Genomic DNA, 25,048 nt, shown 5'->3' with positions numbered 1-25,048 from the left:
CGATGTGGTGCAAATGGCCCTCCGTAGGCTTGTGTAGCGTATAACGCGTTACTTTAACTATTGGACGGTATTTTATTCTGATAACCCTGCGCCTGAGGCGCAGGGTTATGTGAAGTATAAATCAGTGATTACCGGCCCAAACCACCATCACTTTGTCCTGCCCATTTTCACGGACAAAACCGTAGCCCTGGGGTAACGAGAGCGTCGTCTGTTTACCCATGCCAACGGCAGAATGACGAGCGCGGAATTGCCCCAATTTCTGCCAGTGTCCAACCGTCTCGGCAGACTTGCCTGCAATATCCTGCCAGTTCATCTGCGAACGCGTGCCCTGTAGTGGGTCAGAGCCGGTTGGGCCAAACGGACGGTTGGACTCATCGCCGTAGAAAATTTGCACCGTGCCTGGAGTCAGCAACAACAGTTCGGCGGCGTGACTGCCGTTCTCGCGGAACAGACGGGTATCGTGGGATGACAAATAGCTCAGGACATTAAAGTGCTGTAGTTTGTCGGCCATTTGCTGCCAGGTGGGATCGATATTCGCCAGACAACTTGCGGCTTTCGTCGCATGATCCTGGTAATCAAAGTTAATCATGGCGTCAAAGCCATGGCGGTAATATTCGCTCTCCATTACACCATGACCCCAGGCCTCGCCCGTCATCCAGAATGGCGCGTCATCCAGCGCCTTTTGCGGGTTGGCTTTTTTCCATGCGGCGAGCGCTTCAATAGACTGTGTTTTCAACTGCTGCCATCCCGCCATTTCAACATGTTTGGCGGTATCGACGCGAAAACCATCAATGCCGTAATCGCGCACCCATTGGCTGAGCCAGTGGGTGAGGTAGTCGCGCGGCGTGTAGCCGTCGATAGCTTTGGCATGAGTATCCGGTTTGTGACGATAGAAATTGGGTAGCCCGGCCGGCGTGGTGGACTCGGTTTTCAGATCGGGTAAGAACGCCAGCGACATGGTCAGATCGTCAAAGCCGGGATTGTCATAATCGCCAATGTCGGTACGGATCCACGCTTTGCCCCACCATTTCTCCCATCCGGCTTTATCGCTGAAATTGATGTAGTCGTTAAAGCTGTGCCAGGTTTGCCCCGGGCCGGGCTTCCAGTCGGTCCAGTGCTGGCCTAGCGTTTTTCTTATCTCATCGCCTTGAAGGTACAGCGCGCCAAACTGATATTGCTGCATGTCGGCAAGCGTGGCGTAACCGGTGTGATTCATGACGACATCAAACAGAACGCGAATGCCACGCTGGTGGGCTCCATCGACCAGCGCGCGCAGGTCGTCCTCGGTGCCCATATTGGCATCAAGCCGTGTCCAGTCCTGGGTGTAGTAACCATGATAGGCATAATGAGGGAAGTCACCTTTGGTGCCGCCGCCGACCCAGCCGTGGATTTGCTCAAGCGGGGAGCTTATCCACAGCGCATTGACACCGAGCTGCTGGAGATAATCCAGCTTGCTGGTTAACCCTTTAAGGTCGCCACCGTGGAAGGTGCCAATTTCCTGCATACCGTCTTTATGCCGCCCATAGCTGTTGTCGTTGCTGGGGTCGCCGTTGACAAAGCGGTCGGTCAGTACGAAGTAAACCGTCGCGTTATGCCAGCTAAACGGTGCACTCTGAGTTACGTCTGCACTTTCAAGCAACAACAGGCCATTACTGCCGTCGGCAGGCTGGAGCGTGATTTTTCCTTGTTGCACCACCGCCGTTTGTCCGCTGTAGAAATCGCGGACGGTACTACCCTCCGCAAATGTTTTGGCGACATCCAGCGTCAGCGGTTTTCCATCCCAGCGAGGGCACTGGCGGACGTTGACCTGTTCGACGTTGCTCTCGGCGGCGCTTTTGACCGCAATCGTCAGCGTTGGTGTACCGGATCGGGTGTCCACTTCCAGCGTATACACGCCATCGCGGAACAGTCGCCACTGGGGAGCATCCCCCCGGCAGGGCTCCAGAGAGAGCATCTGATTGAGCCGAATGGCGGAAGTGGGCTGCCAGCACTTGCGGTCAAAATTCAGTTTGAGAGGGCGAGTACCCTTCGTGAGTGTTTTTTGGCTGCTGAATTTTCCCGTCCCGTCGGCGGAAAAGGCAGGGAAGTCATCCATCGTCCAGCTTGCGGCGCTGGCGAAGGCGGGGAACAGTAACGGTAGGATTGCGGCGAGTTTCATTCCAATATCCTGTGCCTGAAGGTGTTTTTTCGTAGTGTGCCAGCCGCTGGCTACGCTGGGCTCATCCCTGAATCAGGAGGAGGGAAAGGGCTGAGTGATGAAGGTCAAAAAATGAACTAAAATGAGAGCTGCCCGGCATTTTACCTGTGTAAATTGTCATATGCTGAATCGCGTCCGTGAGACCGTTTCGGAATCGGACTATTTCTTGTACGTGCGTTTACGGGCTATTTTTGCTATAATTTGAGATTCAGCTCTCAATTTTATGAAATAAGAAGGCGTTGGAATGATTGCATCCGACCAGGAGACCTAATGATATCGACACCCATTCGACGATATGGGGCCGCGATACTAATGTTACTCATCTGCACATTTTCAGGTGGGGTGTTCGCAAAAACACACACGGTAACAAAGCATCAGAAAGCCTCGGTAACAAAGACAAGTTTTAGTAAGGCCAGCAGTAAGCAAGAGTATTCTCGCAATAGTGTAAAGAGCAGTTCACTTCCTGATTTGCGAAAATACCCTTCCGGGACACCAAGGAAAAGAGCGTTTCTCCGGACGGTAATGCCTTATATCACGAGTCAAAATGCTGCCATCACGGCGGATCGTAACTGGTTGGTTTCCAAACAGTACGAAGGCCGTTGGTCGCCGTCTGAGCGTGCGCGTCTGAAAGACATTGCCGCTCGCTACAAAATTAGCTGGAACGGCAACACTCGTAAGGTGCCGTGGAACTCTCTGCTTGAGCGCGTGGATATTATCCCGGGCAGCATGGTGGCAACCATGGCTGCAGCAGAAAGCGGCTGGGGTACCTCTAAACTGGCGCGTAGCAACAACAACCTGTTCGGCATGAAATGCGGTAAAGGTTGTAAAAATGGCGCGGGTTCAGTTAACGGCTACACCAAGTTTGAGTCAGTTAAAGAGTCCGTGCAGGCGTATGCAAGAAACCTGAACACGCATCCGGCCTATGCCTCGTTCCGTAAATCACGCGCACAGCTGCGTAAGACGGATCAGGAAGTCACCGCCACGGCGATGATTCATAAGCTGAAAGGGTATTCGACTAAAGGTTCTAGCTACAACGACTATCTGTTCGCGATGTACCAGGACAACCAGCGCCTGATTGCCGCACACATGTAATCGATCCTGAATCATAAAAAAGCCTTCCATTTATGGAAGGCTTTTTTTTATCCGTTGACCGGTCCTGAATCCATCAAGCCTGAATCAGCGCCTCGCTATGCTGCTCCCGATACTCTTTCGGCGTGGTGTCATACTCTTTCTTAAACACAGAATAGAAGTATTGCAGCGACGGGTAGCCGCACATCTGCGAGATTTCGTTGATCGACAGCGAAGTCGAGACCAGCAGGCTGCGCGCTTTTTCCAGCTTCTCGCTGTGGATCACCGCGTGAATGGTCTCGCCGACTTCTTCTTTAAAACGTTTTTCTAGGTTAGAGCGGGAAATGCCCACTGAATCCAGCACCTGCTCGACCTTGATGCCCTTACAGGCGTTATTGCGGATGTAGTGCATGGCTTGAATTACCGCAGGGTCGTTCAATGAGCGGTAGTCCGTGGAGCGCCGCTCCATCACTCGCATGGGCGGCACCAGTACGCGCTGTAGCGGTAGCGTTTCGTTATCGAGTAGGCGCTGCATCAGTTTTGCCGCCTGGTAGCCCATCTGGCGTGCACCTTGTGCCACCGACGAGAGCGCCACGCGGGAGAGATAGCGGGTCAATTCTTCATTGTCGATGCCGATAACACAGAGTTTTTCCGGCACCGGGATATGCAGATGCTCACAGGCCTGCAAAATATGGCGTGCGCGGGAATCGGTGACTGCGATGATCCCGGTTTGCGGCGGCAGCGTTTGCAGCCAATCGGCCAGCCTATTCTGGGCATGCTGCCAGTTCTCTGGCGCGGTTTCCTGGCCCTGATAAATCACGCCGCGGTATTTCTCTTTGGCGACAATCTGGCTAAACGCGTACTCGCGCTCCTCGGCCCAGCGTTTACCACTGGCGGTGGGCAGGCCGTAGAACGCGAAGCGATGGACCCCTTTTTCCTTCAAATGCAAAAATGCGCTTTCAACCAGCGCATAGTTATCGGTCGCGATGTAGTGAACCGGCGGATACTGCTCCTGGCGGTGGTAAGAGCCACCAACGCCGACGATAGGCACATTGACATCGGTCAGCAGCGCCTCGATGGTGGGGTCGTCGTAGTCGGCGATAACGCCATCTCCGAGCCACTCTTTGATGTTTTCAATACGCGCGCGAAAATCTTCTTCAATGAAGATATCCCACTCTGACTGCGACGCCTGTAAGTATTCACCCACACCTTCGACCACCTGACGGTCGAAGGCTTTGTTAGCGTTGAATAACAGCGTCACGCGGTGACGTTTTCCAAACATGGTTCAGGGTTCCTCGTGAATCATGAGGGGGTTGCCGCAGACGCTATCGGCAACACCACGGCCAGGCAATTACGCGCGCCGTTTGGTGGCGGAGTCCATCCAGACGGCAAGCAATAAAATCGCACCTTTAACGATATATTGCCAGAAAGTCGGGACGTCCATCATACTCATTCCGTTGTCGAGAGACGCCATAATAAATGCGCCCATAACGGCCCCTGCCACGCTGCCGACGCCGCCCGCGAGGCTGGTTCCACCGATAACGCATGCGGCGATCGCATCCAGTTCGGCAATATTCCCCGCCGAGGGCGAACCGGCGCCCAGCCGCGAGCTGAGAATCAGCCCGGCAATCGCCACCATCAGGCCGTTAATGGCGAATACCGCCAGCTTGTTACGCTCAACGTTAATGCCCGACAGGCGGGCGGCTTCAATATTCCCGCCGATGGCGTAAATGCGCCGACCGAAGGCGGTACGCATGGCCATAAACATTCCTGCCAGCATCAGCAGCGTCAGCAGCAGCACGGGTGTAGGAACACCCCGGTAATCGTTGAGCAGCCAGATAGCGCCCAGAACAATGACCGCCGTCAACGACTGACGACCCACCATTCCGGTGGACGCTGGCGTCGTCAGGCCCAGAGACTGCCTGCGCATCCGGCCTCGCCACTGCCAGGCGACAAATGCCATCAGCCCGATGGCGCCGAAGGTGAAGCCAACCCCATCTGGCAGATAGCTCTGGCCAATTTGCGACATAGCGGCGCTGGTAGGCGAGACCGTCGTGCCGTTGGTGATACCAATCAATATGCCGCGGAAGGCGAGCATTCCGGCTAGCGTGACGATAAACGAAGGCACCTTGCGATAGGCCACCCACCACCCGTTCCACGCGCCAAGCACCAGACCCATAGCCAGCGTCACGATGATGGTGAGCGGCAACGGCCAGCCGAGCCAGACGTCAAAAATTGCCGCTGCCCCGCCCAGCAGGCCCATCATTGAACCGACGGACAGATCGATTTCGGCGGAGATAATGACAAACACCATACCCACCGCCAGGATGCCGGTAATCGCGGTCTGACGCAGCAGGTTAGAAACGTTACGTGCGCTGAGATACGCACCGTCGGTGGTCCAGGTGAAGAACAGCATGATCACTACGATCGCGGCGATCATGACGAAAACCTGCAGATTCAGTGATTTTAGCCGCAGCGCCGCAGACGGCGCAGGGGCTGCCAGTTTCAGTTCAGACGGATTGTTTTTCGACATGGCGTTCGCTCCTTAAGGCGGCTTCCATCACTTGTTCCTGGGTCAGGTTATGGTTCACCAGGTCGGCTTTGAGTTTTCCTTCATGCATAACCAGCACCCGGTCGCTGAGACCCAGCACTTCCGGTAATTCAGAGGAGATCACGATGACGGCAATGCCTTGCTGCACCAGTTGGTTGATCAGTTTGTAGATTTCATACTTCGCGCCAATATCGATACCGCGCGTTGGTTCATCGAGAATCAGGATGCGTGGGTTCAGCAGCAGGCAGCGCGCCAGAATGGCTTTCTGCTGGTTGCCGCCGCTCAGGCGTCCGATGGCGAGATCGGGTGAAGAGGTTTTGACTTTCAGGCGCTGGATGGATTGCAAAATGCACTGCTGTTCTTTCGCGTCGTCAAGACTGCTTAACGTGCCGCTAAAATCATTTAGCGCGGCGAGGGTGATATTTTTGCCAACCGCCATCACGGGCACGATGCCATCTTTTTTGCGGTCTTCCGGCACCATGGCGATACCGTGGGCAATCGCCTGCTGACAATTGCGGATATCAACCTGTTTGCCATCAATAAACACTTTCCCCTCCCAGCGGCCGCGCCAGACGCCGAACAGGCACTGTACCGCCTCGGTGCGCCCGGCACCGACTAGCCCAGCGATGCCGAGGATTTCCCCGCGTTTCAGGCTAAACGATATATCGTTAACCCGTTTAATGTGGCGGTTGACCGGATGCCAGGCGGTGAGATGTTCTACGCGCAGGATCTCATCTCCCGCCGCGTGGGGCTCATTCGGATACAGCGCAGTCAGCTCGCGTCCGACCATCATGGTGATGATGTCATCCTCGGTCATGCTGTTGGCATCGCGGGTGCCAATATGTTGACCATCGCGGATAACGCAGATGGTGTCGGAAATCGCCTTCACTTCGTTAAGCTTGTGGGAGATATAGACGCAGGCGATACCGTGGTTTTGCAGATCGCGAATGATATCCAGCAGCACCGCGGTCTCTTGCTCGGTTAATGAGGCGGTAGGTTCATCGAGGATCAGCAGCCGCACCTGTTTATTCAGCGCTTTGGCGATTTCAACCAGTTGCTGTTGGCCAAGCCCTAAATCACCTACTCGGGTATCCGGCGAAATGGCTAGGTTGACCTGGGCCAGCAGTTTCTCGCAGCGTAACGTCATGGTGTCGTAATCGAGCACGCCGTGGCGGCTGATTTCCGCCCCAAGGAAAATATTTTCAAGCACAGTCAAATGCTTAACCAGCGCCAGCTCCTGGTGAATAATGGCGATACCCTTGCGTTCGGTATCGCGAATATGTGTCGGCTGGAGCGTCTCTCCGGCAAAAACAATCTCGCCGTCGTAGCTGCCATGCGGATAAATACCGCATAACACCTTCATCAGCGTCGACTTGCCGGAACCGTTCTCACCGCATAGAGACACCACCTCACCAGGATTCAGGCGCAGGCTGACGTTATCGATAGCCTTAACCACGCCAAAGGTTTTGGTGATGCCCTTCATTTCGAGTAAATATGGCATAAGTGTTTGTGCTCCACGTAAACCTGACCAGCGGCTCTTATCGCCAGTCGAGCCGCCCCAGCGCTGGGCTGGGGCATGCCATTTAGAGTTCGCTTTTCTTATGGAAACCATCTTTAACGACGGTCTCGTCAATATTGGTTTTATTGACTTCAATCGGGGTAAGCAGGCGGGATGGGACGTCTTTCAGACCATTATTCAGCGTGGCATCTGACTTCGGCTGTTGACCATTGCCTAGCTCGACGGCTATTTCTGCGGCACTGTTTGCCAGCAGCGTTATCGGCTTATACACGGTCATGGTCTGCGTACCGTTCATGATACGTTTGATACCCGCAAGATCTGCATCCTGGCCGGAGATAGCCACTTTGCCAGCCAGTCCCTGCGCGCTTAGCGCCTGGATAGCCCCACCTGCGGTGGCGTCGTTTGAGGCAACAACGGCATCGACTTTGTTATTGTTGGCGGTCAGCGCATTTTCCATAATCTTCAGCGCATTTTCCGGCAGCCAGCCGTCAACCCATTGATCGCCGACGACTTTAATTTTCCCATTATCAATATATGGTTTTAATACTTTCATCTGACCGGCACGGAAAAGTTTGGCATTATTATCAACCGGGGAGCCGCCCATCAGGAAATAATTCCCCTGAGGAACCTGGTTGACCAGACTTTGCGCCTGCATTTCACCCACTTTTTCGTTATCGAAAGAGATGTAGAAATCGATATCCGCATTATTAATCATACGGTCATAGGCGAGGACTTTAATTCCTTCTTGTTTTGCTTCTTTAATTACGTTGCTAAGTACCTGGCCGTTATAAGGAATAATAACAAGGACATCGACGCCGCGATTGATCATATTTTCAATCTGCGACATTTGCGTCTCTTCGTTGCCATTTGCCGACTGTACAAAGACTTTTGCGCCGAGCTGTTCGGCTTTATTCACAAAGATATCGCGGTCTTTCTGCCAGCGTTCAAGGCGCAGATCGTCAATAGCCATGCCAATTTTAACTTCTTTGGCGCTGCTGGCCATGCTGGTCAGGAGGAGCGATGCGCAGAGTGTGAGGCAAAGGTTCTTTATCTTCATAATCGTAATGCCTTCTGTAGGGATAGGGGTGAGATTGGCGATAAAAGAAACAGAAATGACTTAACACGCAGCAAATTCTTAACATGTATATAGCGTCTGGCAATTACAGATTTTTATCTTGCCATTACGATATTTCGTTTAATTGCTAATTTATGACCGCGATCTGATTTTCATTTTGTTAAATGGAGAAATTACAAACCGGAACGAAGAATTTGTCTTTTTATTTTGGGAGCCAGCGCACATTTGTGGATTATCTTAATAGCAGTGTGAAATAACGTAATTGAGCAACGGCAATTCAGTATTCAGTATGACAACACGAAGTATTCCTCGCCGCGTGTCAGATTATGGAGTTCATTATGCAAGCTTATTTCGACCAACTGGATCGTGTTCGTTTCGAAGGCCCAAAAACAGAGAACCCGCTGGCCTTCCGCCACTACAACCCGGACGAGCTGGTGCTGGGTAAACGTATGGAAGACCATCTGCGCTTTGCCGCCTGCTACTGGCACACCTTCTGCTGGAACGGCGCAGATATGTTCGGCGTTGGCTCATTTGATCGTCCATGGCAGCAGCCGGGCGAAGCCATCGAGCGTGCGAAACGTAAAGCTGATGTGGCGTTTGAATTCTTCCACAAACTGAATGTCCCTTACTATTGCTTCCATGATGTCGACGTTTCTCCGGAAGGTGCAAACCTGAAAGAGTATCTGAATAATTTTGCTCAGATGGTCGATGTGCTGGCAGAAAAACAACAGCAGAGCGGCGTGAAGCTGCTGTGGGGGACCGCAAACTGCTTCACCAACCCGCGCTACGGCGCCGGTGCGGCAACTAACCCGGATCCGGAAGTGTTCAGCATGGCGGCCACTCAGGTGTTTACCGCCATGAATGCGACCCACAAACTGGGCGGTGAAAACTATGTGCTGTGGGGCGGTCGTGAAGGTTACGAGACCCTGCTCAATACCGACCTGCGTCAGGAGCGCGAGCAGATTGGCCGCTTCATGCAGATGGTGGTCGAGCACAAACACAAAATCGGCTTCCAGGGCACCCTGCTGATTGAACCAAAACCGCAGGAGCCAACCAAGCACCAGTATGACTACGATGCGTCAACGGTATATGGCTTCCTGAAACAGTTCAGCCTGGAAAAAGAGATTAAGCTGAATATCGAGGCCAACCACGCGACGCTGGCGGGTCACTCTTTCCATCACGAAATTGCCACCGCCATTGCGCTGGGTCTGTTTGGTTCGGTAGATGCTAACCGCGGCGACCCGCAGCTGGGCTGGGATACCGACCAGTTCCCGAACAGCGTCGAAGAAAACGCGCTGGTGATGTATGAAATCCTTAAAGCGGGCGGCTTCACCACCGGCGGGATGAACTTTGATGCCAAAGTCCGTCGCCAGAGCACCGACAAATACGACCTGTTCTATGGTCACATCGGCGCAATGGACACCATGGCGCTGTCGCTGAAAGTGGCGGCCCGCATGGTTGAAGGCGGAGAACTGGATAAACGCGTCGCTAAACGCTATGCCGGCTGGAATGGCGAACTGGGTCAGCAGATCCTCAAAGGCCAGATGTCGCTGCAGGAACTGGCGAAATACGCCGAGCAGCATCAGCTGGCGCCACAGCATCAGAGCGGTCATCAGGAACTGCTGGAAGGGCTGGTTAACCACTACCTGTTCGATAAGTAAGGTTTGAGTCCTGCAGGATAAATAATGCCCGGGAGCGCAAGCTTGCCGGGCATCGTACTAATTAAAGGAGCAGTCGCGATGTATATCGGCATAGATCTCGGAACGTCTGGCGTAAAGGCGATCCTGCTTGATGAGCAGGGCACCGTGCTGGCTTCGCAAACAGAAAAATTGACGGTTTCTCGTCCGCACCCTCTTTGGTCAGAACAGGATCCTGAGCAGTGGTGGCAGGCAACCGATCGCGCTATGAAAGGGTTAGGCGAGCAGCATAGCCTGCAGGGTGTGAAAGCGCTGGGGATTGCCGGGCAGATGCACGGCGCAACGCTTCTCGATAAGCAGCAGCGCGTACTGCGCCCGGCAATTTTATGGAACGACGGTCGCTGTGCGGAAGAGTGCGAGCTGCTGGAAGCGCAGGTGAAGACTTCGCGGCAAATCACCGGCAATTTGATGATGCCCGGTTTTACCGCGCCGAAACTGCTGTGGGTACAGCGTCATGAAGCGGAAATTTTCCGCCAGGTTGATAAGGTGCTTTTGCCTAAAGATTATCTGCGGCTGCGGATGACCGGCGAGTTTGCCAGCGATATGTCCGACGCGGCGGGCACGATGTGGATGGACGTGGCGAAGCGTGACTGGAGCGATGAGATGCTCGCGGCCTGTGGTCTGACTCGCGATAATATGCCGGCGCTGTTTGAAGGTTGCGACATTACCGGGCATCTGCTGGCATCGGTTGCCAGCGCCTGGAAAATGCCTGCGGTGCCGGTTGTTGCCGGCGGCGGGGATAATGCGGCCGGTGCCGTGGGCGTAGGCATGGCGGATGCCGGGCAGGCGATGCTGTCGCTGGGGACCTCGGGCGTCTATTTTGCCGTGAGCGAAGGCTTCCTGAGTAAACCAGAAAGCGCGGTGCACAGCTTCTGCCACGCGTTACCTGGCCGCTGGCACTTAATGTCAGTCATGCTCAGCGCCGCATCTTGCCTGGATTGGGCGGCTAAGCTCACGGGGCTGGGGACGGTTCCTGCGCTGATTGACGCCGCGCAAACGGCCGATGCGAGCGCGGGGCCAGTCTGGTTCCTGCCGTATCTTTCCGGTGAACGCACGCCGCACAACAATCCCGAGGCTAAAGGCGTGTTCTTCGGCCTCACTCATCAGCATGGCCCGGCAGAGCTGGCGCGCGCGGTGTTGGAAGGCGTTGGTTTCGCGCTAGCCGACGGGATGGATGTTGTTCATGCTTGCGGCGTTGAGCCGAAGAGTATCACCCTCATTGGCGGCGGCGCGCGTAGTGCCTACTGGCGTCAAATGTTGGCGGATATTTGTGGCAAGCAGCTTGATTATCGCACCGGTGGCGATGTCGGCCCAGCGCTTGGCGCTGCTCGTCTGGCGCAGTTGGCCATCTGTAAAGACAGGTCATACGCTGAGCTACTGCCGCAGCTGGCGCTGGAGCAAGAGCATCACCCCGATCCTGAACGCGTGGCGTATTACGCTCCATTGCGTGAAATGTTCCGTAAGATCTACCTGCAACTGCAACCGTTGATGTCCTGACGATACTGTCTACCCGTCCCCCAAGGGGCGGGTAACTCGCCATTTCCTGCGAACTTTACATCGATATTTTGTATTGATGAATTCTGAAACTGCCGTTTTTCTTTGTTGCGGTGCTGTGAAAATTATCCCCCTGCTCATAATGGTGACGTTATGGATAAGGGAGAGACATCATGAGGGATATCGTTAAGTCACCACGCATCGCGCTTATTTTCGGTGTTTTACTGTACCTTTTCTGCCTCTGGCGGGCGTGCCCGCAGCTGGAAGATAAAGGCTATTTTCTGGCGGTGCTGGTGCTGGGAAGTTTTGCTATCGTTGCGCACCGCCAGGCCGTCACCCAGCAGTTTGAAAGGCTTTGTGGGCTGATGCTGCTCCTGGCGGCCGGGCTGCTGTTGGTCGGCGTCTTGAATATGCCGCTGGCGCTTGCCTACAAAGGACTATCCGTGGTGGCATGGTTTGCCTGCATGTACGGTTCGTCCGGCTGGAGGGCATCATCGCTACAGCAAACTAGCTAACCAGCCGTCTCTTATCTACTTGTTGTAAGGCGAGCGAGAGCAGCAGGCTGCCGGCGAGCGTGGCGGTAAACACCCAGAGAATATCCAGCGCAGCCCAGTGTTTAAGGTCGAGATTCCAGCTACGGATTGCGTAGATGATGAAAGCATGGAAACCGTATATGCCGAGCGAATGGCGGGAGATCAGCCCCAGACCGGGGAGCACGCGCTGGTTTAGCGTGTTTTTGACCACAATGAACAATGCGGCTGCACAGATAAAGACCATCGGCCCGCAGTAAACATACCAGGTGTCGGCAAAATTACCGCGCCACTGCAGCTCATAAAGCGTTCCCCGTGAAATCCCCCATACCGCCGCGATAAACAGCAGGCCGCAGATCCACGTTAGCGATTTGCGGCTGGTTTCCATCATGCCCAGCGCGCGGCCCAGTAATCCGTACAGCACGTAGTAGAAGGTATCGCCGTTGATGTACAGGTTGACTGGCAGCCATTTCGCCCCATCGCTGCTGAGTGAAACTGTATTAGGGTTCGCCACAATGCCAATAACTACCATTAGCGCCAGCAACATCTTCCCGCTAATGGCTTTGACCTCAATCAGCGGAGAAACCAGGTAAATCACCATGATGGCGAAGAAAAACCACAGATGGTAGAACACCGGTTTTTGCAGCAGGTTCTTCAATGACATTTCCACATTGATGTGGGTGAAGGCGGCGATAAAGAGGAGTGCTATAGCGCTGTAGAATAAAAGACACAGGGCGATACGCAGGAAATGGCGCGGCTGAGCGCTACGCGGGCCAAAAAACAGAAAGCCCGAGATCATAAAGAACAGCGGTACGCTGACGCGAGAAGCAGAATTAAGGACGTTGGCGAAATCCCAACTGAGTGGCGTGATTTGATGTGGATTGGTCACAAACCAGGTGGTGGTGTGGATCATCACGACCATCAAACAGGCGATTCCGCGTAGGTTATCAATCCAATTAATCTTTGCTTGCATCAGATGCCTTTTTCCTGGCTATTAATAGAGATTCAGACTCGCCTTAGCTGGCGCTATTTCAATGGATAATTCTGAGTTTTCCGCCCCGTGCTTGTGGAGTCGCTGCGAGATTCGCACAATGCGGTGGCATAAAGGGCTACAGCCTAAAATAACCGCCCGGAAATAGAAATAATGATGATGAAGTCTCTCCCGCTTTTGCTGGTTGGTATCCTGCTGGTTGGGTGCTCGACGGCGGAACCGCCGGTGGTGCAGAAAACGCAAAGCGCCAGAGTGAATCCTGCGCTCTCGCTGGAAATGGAGCAGCTATGCAAAAATAATGCGGCCCAGCGTTATAATACGGCGTCGAAGAAAATTGACGTGACCGGTTTTGAGCGTTATCAGGGCAGCTATGAGCTCCGCGGCTATACTGCGCAGAATGAAAGTTTTGTCTGCTCTTTTGATGCGGATGGCAGTTTTTTACATCTCTCGATGCGCTAGAGCAGGAGAGAATCCAGTAAAATTCACTCGGTTTTCCCCAATTTTCCCTAAACAACCCCGTTTCGTACTGTATATCTCGCAGCCAGCGGGTATACTGGATCCTTCCTATAAATCCACACGTATCCAGCACGAAATCATATGCAAAAGTTTGATACCAGGACCTTCCAGGGCCTGATCCTGACCTTACAGGATTACTGGGCTCGTCAGGGCTGCACCATTGTTCAACCACTGGACATGGAAGTTGGCGCGGGCACTTCTCACCCAATGACATGCCTGCGTGCATTGGGCCCAGAGCCAATGGCAACTGCCTACGTGCAGCCATCCCGCCGTCCAACCGATGGCCGCTATGGCGAAAACCCGAACCGTTTACAGCACTACTATCAGTTCCAGGTAGTGATTAAACCGTCTCCGGACAACATCCAGGAGCTGTACCTCGGGTCTCTGAAAGAGCTGGGTATGGATCCAACCATCCACGATATTCGTTTCGTGGAAGATAACTGGGAAAACCCAACGCTGGGTGCCTGGGGTCTGGGTTGGGAAGTGTGGCTGAACGGTATGGAAGTGACGCAGTTCACCTACTTCCAGCAGGTTGGCGGCATGGAATGTAAGCCGGTGACCGGTGAAATCACCTACGGTCTGGAACGTCTGGCGATGTATATCCAGGGCGTGGACAGCGTTTACGATCTGGTCTGGAGCGACGGCCCGCTGGGTAAAACTACCTACGGCGACGTGTTCCATCAGAACGAAGTGGAGCAATCCACCTATAACTTCGAATACGCCGATGTGGACTTCCTGTTTACCTGCTTCGAGCAGTACGAGAAAGAAGCTCAGCAGCTGCTGGCGCTGGAAAACCCGCTGCCGCTGCCTGCCTACGAGCGTATTCTGAAAGCCGCCCATAGCTTTAACCTGCTGGATGCGCGTAAAGCCATCTCCGTCACCGAGCGTCAGCGCTACATCCTGCGTATTCGCACCCTGACTAAAGCAGTGGCAGAAGCTTACTATGCTTCCCGTGAGGCCCTTGGCTTCCCGATGTGCAACAAGAATAAATAAGAGGCGGCCATGTCTGAGAAAACTTTCCTGGTGGAAATCGGCACAGAAGAGCTGCCACCAAAAGCACTGCGCAGCCTGGCTGAATCCTTTGCTGCGAACGTGACCGCAGAGCTGGATAACGCTGGCCTCGCGCACGGTAAAGTTGAATGGTTTGCTGCACCGCGTCGTCTGGCGCTGAAAGTGGCAAATCTGGCGGCTGCACAGGCCGATCGCGAAGTTGAAAAACGCGGCCCGGCGATTGCCCAGGCGTTCGACGCGGAAGGTAAACCAAGCAAAGCGGCCGAAGGTTGGGCACGTGGCTGCGGTATTACCGTTGATCAGGCTGAACGTCTGACCACCGACAAAGGTGAATGGCTGCTGTATCGCGCGCACGTGAAGGGCGAAAGCACCGAAGCGCTGCTGCCGAACATGATTGCGACCTCGCTGGCTAAGCTGCCAATTCCAAAACTGATGCGCTGGGGCGCGTCCGACGTGCAGTTTGTGCGTCCGATTCACACCGTGACCCTGCTGCTGGGCGATAAAGTCGTCCCTGCGACCATTCTCGGCATTCAGTCCGATCGCGTGATTCGCGGCCATCGCTTTATGGGCGAGCCGGAATTCACCATCGACAATGCCGATCAGTATCCGCAGATTCTGGCTGAGCGCGGCAAAGTCATTGCTGACTATGAACAACGTAAAGCCAAAATCAAAGCCGATGCTGAAGAAGCGGCGCGCAAAATTGGCGGTAACGCCGATCTGAGCGAAAGCCTGCTGGAAGAAGTGGCCTCCCTGGTGGAATGGCCGGTTGTTCTGACGGCGAAATTCGAAGAGAAATTCCTCGCGGTTCCAGCCGAAGCGCTGGTCTACACCATGAAGGGCGATCAGAAGTATTTCCCGGTTTACGACAACGCGGGCAAACTGCTGCCAAACTTCATCTTCGTTGCCAACATTGAATCGAAAGATCCTGTCCAGATTATCTCTGGTAACGAAAAAGTGGTTCGTCCACGTTTGGCGGATGCCGAGTTCTTCTTCAACACCGACCGCAAAAAACGCCTGGAAGACCATCTGCCGCGTCTGCAAACCGTTCTGTTCCAGCAACAGCTCGGTACGCTGCGTGACAAGACCGATCGCATTCAGGCGCTGGCGGGCTGGATTGCCGCACAGATTGGCGCTGATGTGAATCACGCAACCCGCGCGGGCCTGCTGTCCAAGTGTGACCTGATGACCAACATGGTCTTCGAGTTCACCGACACCCAGGGCGTGATGGGGATGCACTACGCGCGTCACGATGGCGAAGCGGAAGATGTGGCGGTTGCCCTGAACGAGCAGTATCAGCCGCGCTTTGCGGGTGATGACCTGCCGTCCAACCCGGTTGCTTGTGCCGTAGCGATTGCCGATAAGATGGACACCCTGGCGGGTATTTTCGGTATCGGTCAGCATCCGAAAGGCGATAAAGACCCGTTTGCGCTGCGTCGTGCGGCGCTCGGCGTGCTGCGTATCATCGTTGAGAAAAACCTGAACCTCGATCTGCAAACGCTGACCGAAGAAGCGGTTCGTCTGTACGGTGACAAGCTGACTAACGCCAAAGTGGTTGATGAAGTTATCGACTTCATGCTCGGTCGTTTCCGCGCCTGGTATCAGGATGAAGGCTACACCGTTGACACCATTCAGGCAGTACTGGCGCGTCGTCCGACCCGTCCGGCTGACTTTGATGCACGTATGAAGGCGGTTTCGCACTTCCGTACTCTGGAAGAAGCGGCGGCGCTGGCTGCGGCCAACAAACGTGTATCGAATATCCTCGCGAAATCTGACGAAACGCTGAATGACATCGTTCATGCGTCGGTACTGAAAGAAGCGGCGGAGATTAAGCTGGCCAGTAACCTGGTTGTTCTGCGCGATAAGCTGCAGCCGTACTTTGCTGAAGGCCGTTACCAGGAAGCGCTGGTTGAACTGGCCTCTCTGCGCGAGCCGGTGGATGAGTTCTTCGAAAACGTGATGGTTAACGCCGAAGACAAAGATGTGCGCATCAACCGCCTGACGCTGCTATCCAAACTGCGCGATCTGTTCCTGCAGGTAGCGGATATTTCCCTGCTGCAGTAATCGCTTTTGGATAGTCAAAAACCTGCCCTCGGGCAGGTTTTTTTATGTCTGTAATTCGTGACTCCAAAGGGGATGGATGGTGGTGGGCACAGGATGAATCCGTAAGGTGCGCAAAAAAGAATCTTGAATTGCGTAACGCAATGCGTTTATCCTGTGCGGCGACGAATCCCTCGTCTCACTGAGGCACACTGAAAATGGACAAACACACCTGCTGAATTCGAATCCTTGCTGAGCAGCATGCTGCAAGCAGGGGAGTTATTGATTTCACTCAGGAGTGCTTATGGCCCATTGTGCGCAATCCCCTTCTTATATTTTGCATCAGGTTTCCTGTCAGTTCGCGACGGGTGACACCCTTTTTGGCCCGCTGAATCTTTCGCTGGAGAAGTCCCTCTGCGGACTTGTTGGGCGTAATGGCGTCGGTAAAACGCGGCTTTTACGCCTGCTGGCCGGCGTGGATACGCCATCGACGGGTCATATCGAATATTTTTCTGCTCACGCCTATGTGGCACAGCAGCACGAGATTTTTCCCGAAGCCACGCTCGCTGAGCTTCTGGGCTATACGTCCATTTTTGCGGCTCTGCGACGCCTTGAATGTGGCCATGCATTGGCTGAAGACATCGACACCCTGGACGGATTTTGGGATCTACCGGTACGTCTCGATGCGGCGTTCCAGGATGCGGGGCTGGGAGCCTTTTCGCCACAGCGGCTTGCCTCTTCTCTTAGCGGCGGCGAGCGGATTAAAGCCTTACTTTGCGCGGCGTTTATCTCGGGGGCTGATTACCTCCTGCTGGACGAACCGACCAACCATCTGGACAGAAGCGGCCGTGAATGGCTCTACCGTCAGCTTGAAAGCTGGCGTGGTGGCGCGCTTATTGCCAGCCACGATCGTGAGTTGCTGTCACGCATGCCGCGTATTCTCGAGCTCACCCCGACCGCGTTGCGAAGCTACGGCGGAAATTTTACCGACTACCAGCAGCAGCGCGATGCCGAGCAGAATGCAGCACGTGCAGCACTTGAGCATGCGGCCACCGAACGCCGACGCACTCGTGCACGAATGCATAAAGAGCATGATGACTGTCAAAGGCGCTCGGCAAAGACGCTTCGGACCGTGGATAGCCTGAATATCGCTTCGTTTGAACGGGTGAAATACAAAGGCGCGGCGCGCGAACGCCCCGGAACGTTATTGCGCCAGCACCGGGAGCAAAATAGTGCCCTGGATAGCGCGGTGAAGCAGGCCCGTGAGCGGGTTGAGGATAATAATCCGGTGATGTTTACGCTGCCGGGTAGCCATGTTACGGCCGGAAAACAGATCCTCGTTCTGGAGGCGCTGCAATTGGCGCACCAGAGGTTATCCCCCCTCGACTGGCGGATGGCGGGGCCGATGCGGGTAGCGCTTCGCGGGCCAAACGGCTGCGGGAAAACAACGCTGCTGAAAACGCTGGTAGGACTGGAGGCACCAATCTCCGGGCATTGTCAGCTATCGGTCACCGCGGCCTGGCTGGATCAGCACCTGACACAGTTGGATTTGTCTCTGTCGGTGATAGCGCATCTGCACGCCGGGGAAACGCCACTGGATGAAGGGATGATTCGTACTCGACTAGCGCAACTGCAGCTTGGTGCAGACAAGGTAAATTTGCCACTGGCTATGCTGAGTGGAGGTGAACGGTTAAAAGCGGCGCTGGCATGCGTGCTCTGGCGGCGCGAGTCGACGCAGCTGCTGTTACTGGATGAACCCACTAACCATCTGGATTTAGCATCGGTGCAGGCGATTGAGTCAGCGCTGGCTAATTTTCCCGGCGCAATGCTGGTGGTATCTCATGATGAGGCTTTTCTGCAGGGGCTTAAGTTGACGCACTGTCTGGAGTGGCGCGAGTCAGGCTGGCATTTTAGCGAACTTTAGATAAAAAAAATCCCCGCCATAAGGCAGGGATTTACAATTCTTAGCGGCGTTAACTTACAGGGAAGTTACGTTGCCAGCTGCTGGGCCTTTAGCGCCGTTCTCGATGGTGAAGGAAACTTTCTGACCTTCGTCCAGAGATTTGTAGCCATCGTTCATGATAGCGGAGAAGTGTACGAATACATCTTTAGAACCGTCATCAGGAGTGATGAAGCCGAAACCTTTATCAGCGTTGAACCATTTTACGATACCAGTCATTTTACCGGACATAGAAATTACCTTTAAATATTAAGTGAGCCTTACGGCATTATGGCATGCTTTACAGAATTTAAAAGCGTAAAGAAAATGTCGCTACGAGGGGTACCAATGGATAACCTTGAAGGGAACTGCTTTACTCACTGCTTTGTGGTCTGTACGTCAAACCGTGCATGCATTAACGCATACTTCTTATCTGGAAAGCAAACGTTATCCGTATAAACTTTCTGATGCCGCTTCGTTTTATGGGTGGTGTTTTTAGTTTAATTAATTGATTTGTAATAAAATAATTTGTTTTCTGCGAAGTGTAAAAAAATGTCATTTCGCCCCGGCAGCGACACTGCCGGGGCGAATTTTATACTTTTTGCACAGATTCCGGCAGAGAGGTCGGGGCTTTGTCTGCGTGATTCGGCAGGCGTTTGCTGGCCGCGTATTTCACCATCAGTGCGATAGCAGACAGCACCGCAGGGATCGCCAGTAGGGCGAAAATGGTCTTAAAGGACAGTTCAGCCTGCATCAGGAATGCGCCGCTGAACGCCCCCAGGATCCCGCCAAAACGTCCCAACCCCAGCATCCAGGCGACGCCAGTTGCACGGCCTTGCGTTGGATAAAAGCCTGCAGCTAGCGCCGGCATTGACGACTGCGCGCCGTTCATAATGGTACCGGCGATAAAGACCATAACCCCCATCAGCACCAGGTTGTCCGTGGCGAAACCGACCAGACAGACGAAGACGCCGGTGAGTAAATAGCCCACCGCGACCACTTTATTGGGATTGATTTTATCCATCAGTGCGCCGAGTACCAGAACGCCAATACCGCCGCCCAGCGGGAAGAGGGCAGTGATAACCGAAGCCTGGCTTAAGGTTGCGCCGGTTTCACGGATCAGCAGCGGCAGCCAGCTGGTCAGCAGATAGAAAATCAGCAAGCCCATAAAGTAGGTCAGGCACAGCATGATGGTGCCCACCAGATAGCGCGGCGAGAAGATGACGCCAAGCGCGGACTTATCTTTGACCTGTCCCGCCTCCTGCAATACGAATTGCGTGTTGTCAGGCAGCGGTGCGATACGGCGCAGCACGCCCGCGATCTCGCGTTGGGATTTGTTCTTCGCCGCCAGATAACGGGCAGACTCTGGCAACAAGAAAATCAGCGCGACGGCCAGTACCAGCGGCATCACGCCGCCGAGAACCAGCACGCTCTGCCAGCCGTAATGCGGGATCATCCAGGCAGAGATAAATCCGCCCATGGAAGAACCAATGGGGAAACCGACGAACATCAAATTGACCAGCAACGCGCGGCGACGTTCCGGCGCGTACTCGCTCATCAGCGTGGCAGCGTTTGGCATTGCTGCGCCCAGCCCGAGACCGGTTAAGAAGCGCAGGATGGTCAACTGCGTTAACGATGTGGCGAAGGCGGTGATCAGGCTGAAACCGCCAAATACCAGAATCGACAGGACCAGCACCTTCTTACGTCCAATTCGGTCGGCCATCGGTCCGGCGGTCAGCGCACCGAATGCCAGACCCACCAGAGCGGCGCTCATGACTGGGCCGAGATCGGATTTCTGTACGCCCCACTCTTGAACGAGGTCAGAGGCGATAAAACCGATAATGGCGGTATCAAATCCGTCCATGGCGACGGTGACGAAGCACAGCACCAGAATCATCCACTGGTACTTTGAGAAGGGATGGCGGTTGATAAAAGCCTGAATATCCGTGGTTGTTTGTGTTGTCATGCGGCAATTCCTGCTAAGCGATGTGAGAGAGCCGGATTGATATCTCTTATCTCTCTCGCGGGTATCGAGATGTTTGGGCGATTATCGAACGTAATGTCGTTAATCGTTCACTAAATAAAATCACTTACCCGCGCATCCCACAATGCATTGCCAAACGGAAGTGTGCGATTATCGTTCTCCTGCCAGTAATGACCGCCGTGATTTAATTAAAATATGATATATATCAGCAAATTAAATGTTTTCTGGTGAATGGAGTTCATTGCAATAAATGTGATGAATGCAACACCTTGTTAACATTTCAGCGGAACCCGTTGGGAAGGTGTGAAAAAGGTATCTTGCGACGCGGCTCTGGACTATCCTTGTCACCGTTAGGCACGCGTGTGCCGGTTTGCGCTTTTTTTGGCTGAAGGAGTAAGAAAATGGCGACAGGAAAGTCCTGCTCTCGCTGGTTTGCGCCTATTGCGGCGTTATTGATGGTTGTTAGCCTGAGTGGGTGTTTTGATAAGGAAGGCGATCAACGTAAAGCATTCGTCGATTTCCTACAGAATACGGTGATGCGTGGTGGTGAACGTCTGCCGACGCTGACAGCTGACCAGAAAAAACAGTTCGGGCCGTTTGTTTCCGACTATGCCGTCATTTATGGCTATTCACAGCAGGTGAGCCAGGCGATGGACGCGGGTTTACGCCCGGTTGTTGATAGCGTTAACGCGATTCGCGTCCCACAGGATTATATGACTCAGCGCGAGCCGCTGCGTCAGGCCAATGGTTCGCTGAACGTCCTGAGCCAGCAGCTGCAGAATGCGAAAATGCAGGCTGATGCCGCACATTCCGCGCTGAAACAGGCCGACGATCTGAAGCCGGTGTTTGACCAGGTGTATAGCAAAGTGGTTACTGCGCCGTCCGACGCGCTGCAGCCGCTGATTCCTGCTGCCCAGATCTTCACTCAGCAGCTGGTGCAGGTGGGCGATTTTGTCGCTCAGCAAGGCACTCAGGTGAGTTTTGTGGCTAACGGTATTCAGTTCCCAACGTCACAGCAGGCAAGTCAGTACAATACGCTGATTGGGCCGCTGGCATCGCAGCATCAGGCATTTAGTCAGGCCTGGACTGCGGCAGTGAACGCCACTAAATAAGCATTCAGAAAGCCCGGCGTCCGCCGGGCTTTTTCGTTTTAACCCGCGACCTGCGGGTTCACGCAGTTCTTCTCTACTTTCCCCTGCAATGCATCAATCAGGTTATCCACCGCGCAGGCCGCCATGTTATAGCGCGTCTCGTGAGTCGCGGAACCGATATGCGGCAGCGCCACCACGTTGGGCAATTTCAGCAGCGGTGAATCAACCGGCAGCGGTTCCTTCTCGAATACATCAAGGCCAGCGGCATGAATTTCGCCATTTTGCAGCGCAGCGATCAACGCATTTTCGTCCACTACTGGGCCACGACCGGCGTTGATGAAAATGGCTGAGGACTTCATGCGGGCAAACTGCTCGGCACCAAACAGGTGATGCGTCTCTTCGGTTAGCGGCAGGATCAGGCAGACAAAATCGGCCTCTTCCAGCAGGGTATTTAAATCGCAGTAGCGGGCATTAAAGCGTTCTTCCGCCTGCGGATGTTGGCGGCGGGCGTTGTACAGAATCGGCATGTTGAAGCCGAAATGGGCGCGTTGCGCCAGCGCCATGCCAATACGCCCCATGCCGACGATACCCAGCGTTTTGTGGTGCACATCCACACCAAACCAATCCGGACCAATGCCCTTCGTCCATTCACCGGCTTTCACCCGCTCGGCCACTTCCACTACGCGGCGGGCGGAGCTTAACACCAGCGTCATCAGCGTATCGGCGACGGTCTCGGTCAGGACGGTTGGCGTGTGCATCAGCAATACGCGGCGCGCATTCAGCGCGTCCACGTCAAAGTTATCGTAACCCACGGAGATCGTTGAGGTCGCACGCAGCTTAGGCATCTTCTCCAGTAGGGCGGTATTGACGGCTTCGCTGGAGCCCAGCAGGCCTTCAGCCTCGGCAAAAGCCTGCTGATGTTGCGCGACGGTATCCGGACGCAGGTTAGCCACCTGGGTCACGGTAAAATGCTCTTCCAGGCGATGCAGTAAATCGTCAGGTAACGCTTTATAGAGAATAATGGACGGCTTCATGCGAATCTCCGTAAGTTAAAATTTAAGCGTGGCGTGCGCCAACCGGTAGCTGTTGATGATTAGCAGGCTTAACAATCAGAGTTAGCCATACTGAGACAAAAAGCGCTACCCCCATAAATATGTACGATGCGGACGGGCTGCCGGTGGTGCCGTTGAGGTAGCCGACAAACCACGATCCGAGGAATGAACCCAGCGCACCCATACTGTTAATTAATGCCATCGCGCCCCCGGCAACGTTGCGCGGCAGCATTTCAGGAATGATGGCGAAGAATGGCCCATACGGGGCATACATGGCAGCACCGGCGATCACCAGCAGGGTATAAGAGAGCCAGAAGTTGTTGGCGCCGACGGCCCAGGAACCGATAAAGGCAAAGGCGGCAATCAGCAGAAGCGGCCAGACGAACAGTTTACGGTTTTGCAGTTTATCGGAGGCCCACGACACTACAATCATCGCCACCGTGGCCGCCAGATAAGGTACGGAAGAGAGCCAGCCGACTTCTACCATGCCTAAGTTTGCGCCGCCGCTACGAATGATCGATGGCAGCCACAGAACGAAGCCGTAAACCCCAATACTCCAGGTAAAATACTGCATGCACAGCAGAATCACGTTGCGCGAGCGGAAGGCCTCTCCATAGTTACGCACCGCTTTGATCCCCTGCTGCTCGCGCTCAAGCTGCGCCTGCAATGCCGCTTTTTCAGACTCGCTCAGCCAGCCCACCTGCGACGGTTTGTCTTTTACCAGCACCCACCAACAGAATGCCCAGATAACCGCCGGGAAACCTTCGAGGATGAACATTTCACGCCAGCCGAGCGCCTGAATCAGGTAGCCGGAAACCACCGACATCCACAGCACCGTCACCGGGTTACCGAGGATCAGGAAGGTGTTGGCACGCGAACGTTCCGATTTCGTAAACCAGTTGCTGATATAGATGAGCATCGCCGGCATTACCGCAGCCTCGACCACGCCGAGGATAAAGCGGATGGCCGCGAGCGCTGGAATGTTGCTGACGATCCCGGTGAGCGAGGCGCAGCCACCCCATAAAATCAGGCAAACGAAAATCAGCTTGCGCACGCTGCGGCGCTCGGCGTAAATCGCCCCGGGAATTTGGAAGAAGAAATAGCCGAGGAAGAAAAGAGCGCCAAGCAGGGAGGAGATCCCTTTGGTGATACCTAAATCTTCGTTAATACCGGCTGCGGAGGCGAAACTGAAGTTCGCGCGGTCAAGATACGCCAGGCTGTACGTGATAAACACGATGGGCATGATGTACCACCAACGTTTTGCTGCGTTTGTTGAGCTGTTCATAGGCCTGCCTCTATTATCGCTTTGCCGCCGCTGCATGTAGGGTACAGGGAGGCGGTTATCGTAACGTGATGCTATTCACCTAACGCTTCACGTGTGGGTAATCCTTCGCTGTCGCCCTGAACCTGGATAGCCAGTGCGCCAATTTTGTTCCCGCGGGTCACGGCCTGATGCAGCGTGCGGCCTTCCAGCAGGGCGCTGATAACGCCTACCGCAAAGCCATCGCCAGCCCCAACGGTATCAACTACGTTGTCCACTTTTACCGGTGCCACGCTGCCCTGCTCGCCGTCGGCGGTTTTATACCAGGCACCGTCGGCCCCGGTTTTCAGCACCACCGCTTTGACGCCGCGCTGCAGATAGAAATCGGCAATCCCTTGTGGGGTGTGCTGGCCGGTTAAAATCATCCCTTCTTTTAATCCCGGCAGAACCCAGTCGGCCTGGAATGCCAGCGCATTGAGTTTTTCAACCATCTCCGCTTCGCTCTTCCACAGCACCGGTCGCAGGTTTGGATCAAAAGAGATCGTTTTGCCCTCGGCTTTCATCGTACTGGCGGTGTGTGCCAGTAATTCATAAGAGCTGGCGGAGAGTGCTGCCGCTACGCCGCTTAGGTGGAGGTGACGGGCGCTAGCAAAGTACGCGTCGTGGTAATCGTCTACGCTGAGGTGGCTGGCAGCCGAGCCTTTACGGAAATACTCCACAATGGGATCGGTTCCATTTTCGACTTTAGATTTGAGCTGAAAGCCCGTTACGAACTGGCCATCGACGGTAACGCCACGGCTATCAATGCCCTCTTTTTTCAGTGAGTTCAGAACGAAACGGCCAAAACTGTCGTTGCCGACGCGGCTGACCCAGCCCACTTTCAGGCCCAGACGCGCCAGCCCGGTAGCGACGTTAAGCTCAGCACCCGCGACTCGCTTAATGAACTGTTCAACCTCGTCCAGATCGCCGGTCTGCGTTGCGACAAACATCGCCATCGCTTCGCCTATAGTGATGACATCCAAAGAATTTTTCATG

20 protein-coding genes are annotated in these 25,048 nt (G+C 54.4%); 9 read left to right on the top strand and 11 right to left on the bottom strand.

Features of this window, described 5'->3' with window-relative positions; all coding sequences use genetic code 11:
• Window positions 1-121: 121 nt before the first annotated feature.
• Entirely contained in the window at window positions 122-2,158 is a 2,037-nt protein-coding gene (locus LZ634_RS01115; RefSeq protein ID WP_234501906.1) for an alpha-amylase, read from the bottom strand.
• A gap of 309 nt (window positions 2,159-2,467) precedes the next feature.
• Here LZ634_RS01115 and LZ634_RS01110 point away from each other — a divergent pair, with 309 nt between their 5' ends.
• Window positions 2,468-3,289 (top strand): protein bax, encoded by an 822-nt coding sequence (locus LZ634_RS01110; protein WP_234501905.1) that lies wholly within the window; start codon window positions 2,468-2,470, stop codon window positions 3,287-3,289.
• Window positions 3,290-3,362: 73 nt separating this feature from the next.
• Here the strand turns inward: LZ634_RS01110 and xylR are convergent, their stop codons facing one another.
• From xylR to xylF, 4 genes are all read right to left on the bottom strand, one after another.
• The gene (gene xylR / locus LZ634_RS01105) at window positions 3,363-4,547 is read right to left on the bottom strand and encodes a D-xylose utilization transcriptional activator XylR (protein WP_234501904.1); all 1,185 of its coding nucleotides are present in this window, start codon (window positions 4,545-4,547) and stop codon (window positions 3,363-3,365) included.
• A gap of 69 nt (window positions 4,548-4,616) precedes the next feature.
• Window positions 4,617-5,798 carry a xylose ABC transporter permease XylH gene (gene xylH / locus LZ634_RS01100; RefSeq protein ID WP_234501903.1) on the bottom strand — a complete coding sequence of 394 codons (1,182 nt, stop codon included), beginning with the start codon at window positions 5,796-5,798 and terminating at the stop codon, window positions 4,617-4,619.
• A complete protein-coding gene (locus tag LZ634_RS01095) occupies window positions 5,776-7,317 on the bottom strand; it encodes a xylose ABC transporter ATP-binding protein (protein ID WP_234501902.1) in 1,542 nt (513 codons plus the stop codon). The genes xylH and LZ634_RS01095 overlap by 23 nt, the downstream gene beginning before the upstream one ends.
• Before the next feature lie 82 nt (window positions 7,318-7,399).
• Window positions 7,400-8,392, bottom strand: coding sequence for a D-xylose ABC transporter substrate-binding protein (gene xylF, locus LZ634_RS01090; protein WP_234501901.1), 993 nt, complete (start codon window positions 8,390-8,392; stop codon window positions 7,400-7,402).
• A gap of 356 nt (window positions 8,393-8,748) precedes the next feature.
• Between xylF and xylA the strand changes: the two genes are divergently transcribed.
• The 3 genes from xylA to LZ634_RS01075 all read left to right on the top strand — a co-directional run bounded on the left by xylA (window position 8,749) and on the right by LZ634_RS01075 (window position 12,116).
• Window positions 8,749-10,071: a xylose isomerase gene (gene xylA / locus LZ634_RS01085; RefSeq protein WP_234501900.1), complete on the top strand. Its 1,323-nt coding sequence runs from the start codon at window positions 8,749-8,751 to the stop codon at window positions 10,069-10,071.
• Between the two features lie 78 nt (window positions 10,072-10,149).
• A complete protein-coding gene (xylB, locus tag LZ634_RS01080; RefSeq protein ID WP_234501899.1) occupies window positions 10,150-11,604 on the top strand; it encodes a xylulokinase in 1,455 nt (484 codons plus the stop codon).
• Between the two features lie 170 nt (window positions 11,605-11,774).
• A complete protein-coding gene (locus LZ634_RS01075; RefSeq protein ID WP_234501898.1) occupies window positions 11,775-12,116 on the top strand; it encodes a YiaA/YiaB family inner membrane protein in 342 nt (113 codons plus the stop codon).
• Here LZ634_RS01075 and LZ634_RS01070 read toward each other — a convergent pair.
• A complete protein-coding gene (locus tag LZ634_RS01070; RefSeq protein WP_234501897.1) occupies window positions 12,109-13,104 on the bottom strand; it encodes an acyltransferase in 996 nt (331 codons plus the stop codon). The two genes, LZ634_RS01075 and LZ634_RS01070, sit on opposite strands and share 8 nt — an antisense overlap.
• 171 nt (window positions 13,105-13,275) lie before the next feature.
• Between LZ634_RS01070 and LZ634_RS01065 the strand changes: the two genes are divergently transcribed.
• From LZ634_RS01065 to LZ634_RS01050, 4 genes are all read left to right on the top strand, one after another.
• Window positions 13,276-13,581, top strand: a complete 306-nt coding sequence (locus LZ634_RS01065; RefSeq protein ID WP_234501896.1) for a YsaB family lipoprotein — start codon at window positions 13,276-13,278, stop codon at window positions 13,579-13,581.
• A gap of 138 nt (window positions 13,582-13,719) precedes the next feature.
• A complete protein-coding gene (gene glyQ, locus LZ634_RS01060; protein ID WP_061284525.1) occupies window positions 13,720-14,631 on the top strand; it encodes a glycine--tRNA ligase subunit alpha in 912 nt (303 codons plus the stop codon).
• A gap of 9 nt (window positions 14,632-14,640) precedes the next feature.
• Window positions 14,641-16,710 (top strand): glycine--tRNA ligase subunit beta, encoded by a 2,070-nt coding sequence (gene glyS, locus LZ634_RS01055; protein WP_234501895.1) that lies wholly within the window; start codon window positions 14,641-14,643, stop codon window positions 16,708-16,710.
• 280 nt (window positions 16,711-16,990) lie between these two features.
• Window positions 16,991-18,610, top strand: a complete 1,620-nt coding sequence (locus LZ634_RS01050; RefSeq protein ID WP_234501894.1) for an ABC-F family ATP-binding cassette domain-containing protein — start codon at window positions 16,991-16,993, stop codon at window positions 18,608-18,610.
• 54 nt (window positions 18,611-18,664) lie between these two features.
• On the opposite strand, the gene cspA is transcribed toward LZ634_RS01050, so the two are convergent.
• Complete coding sequence (gene cspA, locus LZ634_RS01045; protein WP_061284519.1) at window positions 18,665-18,877, bottom strand: RNA chaperone/antiterminator CspA; 213 nt, start codon at window positions 18,875-18,877, stop codon at window positions 18,665-18,667.
• Window positions 18,878-19,217: 340 nt separating this feature from the next.
• Window positions 19,218-20,591: an MFS transporter gene (locus LZ634_RS01040; protein WP_234501893.1), complete on the bottom strand. Its 1,374-nt coding sequence runs from the start codon at window positions 20,589-20,591 to the stop codon at window positions 19,218-19,220.
• A gap of 419 nt (window positions 20,592-21,010) precedes the next feature.
• On the opposite strand from LZ634_RS01040, the gene LZ634_RS01035 reads away from it, so the two are divergent.
• Window positions 21,011-21,721: a DUF3053 domain-containing protein gene (locus LZ634_RS01035; protein ID WP_234501892.1), complete on the top strand. Its 711-nt coding sequence runs from the start codon at window positions 21,011-21,013 to the stop codon at window positions 21,719-21,721.
• Between the two features lie 38 nt (window positions 21,722-21,759).
• Here the strand turns inward: LZ634_RS01035 and ghrB are convergent, their stop codons facing one another.
• From ghrB to LZ634_RS01020, 3 genes are all read right to left on the bottom strand, one after another.
• The gene (gene ghrB, locus LZ634_RS01030) at window positions 21,760-22,734 is read right to left on the bottom strand and encodes a glyoxylate/hydroxypyruvate reductase GhrB (protein WP_234501891.1); all 975 of its coding nucleotides are present in this window, start codon (window positions 22,732-22,734) and stop codon (window positions 21,760-21,762) included.
• A 22-nt stretch (window positions 22,735-22,756) separates the two neighbouring features.
• Complete coding sequence (locus tag LZ634_RS01025) at window positions 22,757-24,037, bottom strand: MFS transporter (RefSeq protein WP_234501890.1); 1,281 nt, start codon at window positions 24,035-24,037, stop codon at window positions 22,757-22,759.
• A gap of 71 nt (window positions 24,038-24,108) precedes the next feature.
• The gene (locus LZ634_RS01020; RefSeq protein WP_234501889.1) at window positions 24,109-25,047 is read right to left on the bottom strand and encodes a sugar kinase; all 939 of its coding nucleotides are present in this window, start codon (window positions 25,045-25,047) and stop codon (window positions 24,109-24,111) included.
• Between the last annotated feature and the right edge of the window lies 1 nt (window position 25,048).

It is taken from the genome of Kluyvera intermedia, assembly GCF_021440345.1.
Classification (GTDB): Bacteria; Pseudomonadota; Gammaproteobacteria; order Enterobacterales; family Enterobacteriaceae; genus Kluyvera; species Kluyvera intermedia_A.
This window is presented reverse-complemented; position numbering and strand designations above follow the sequence as displayed.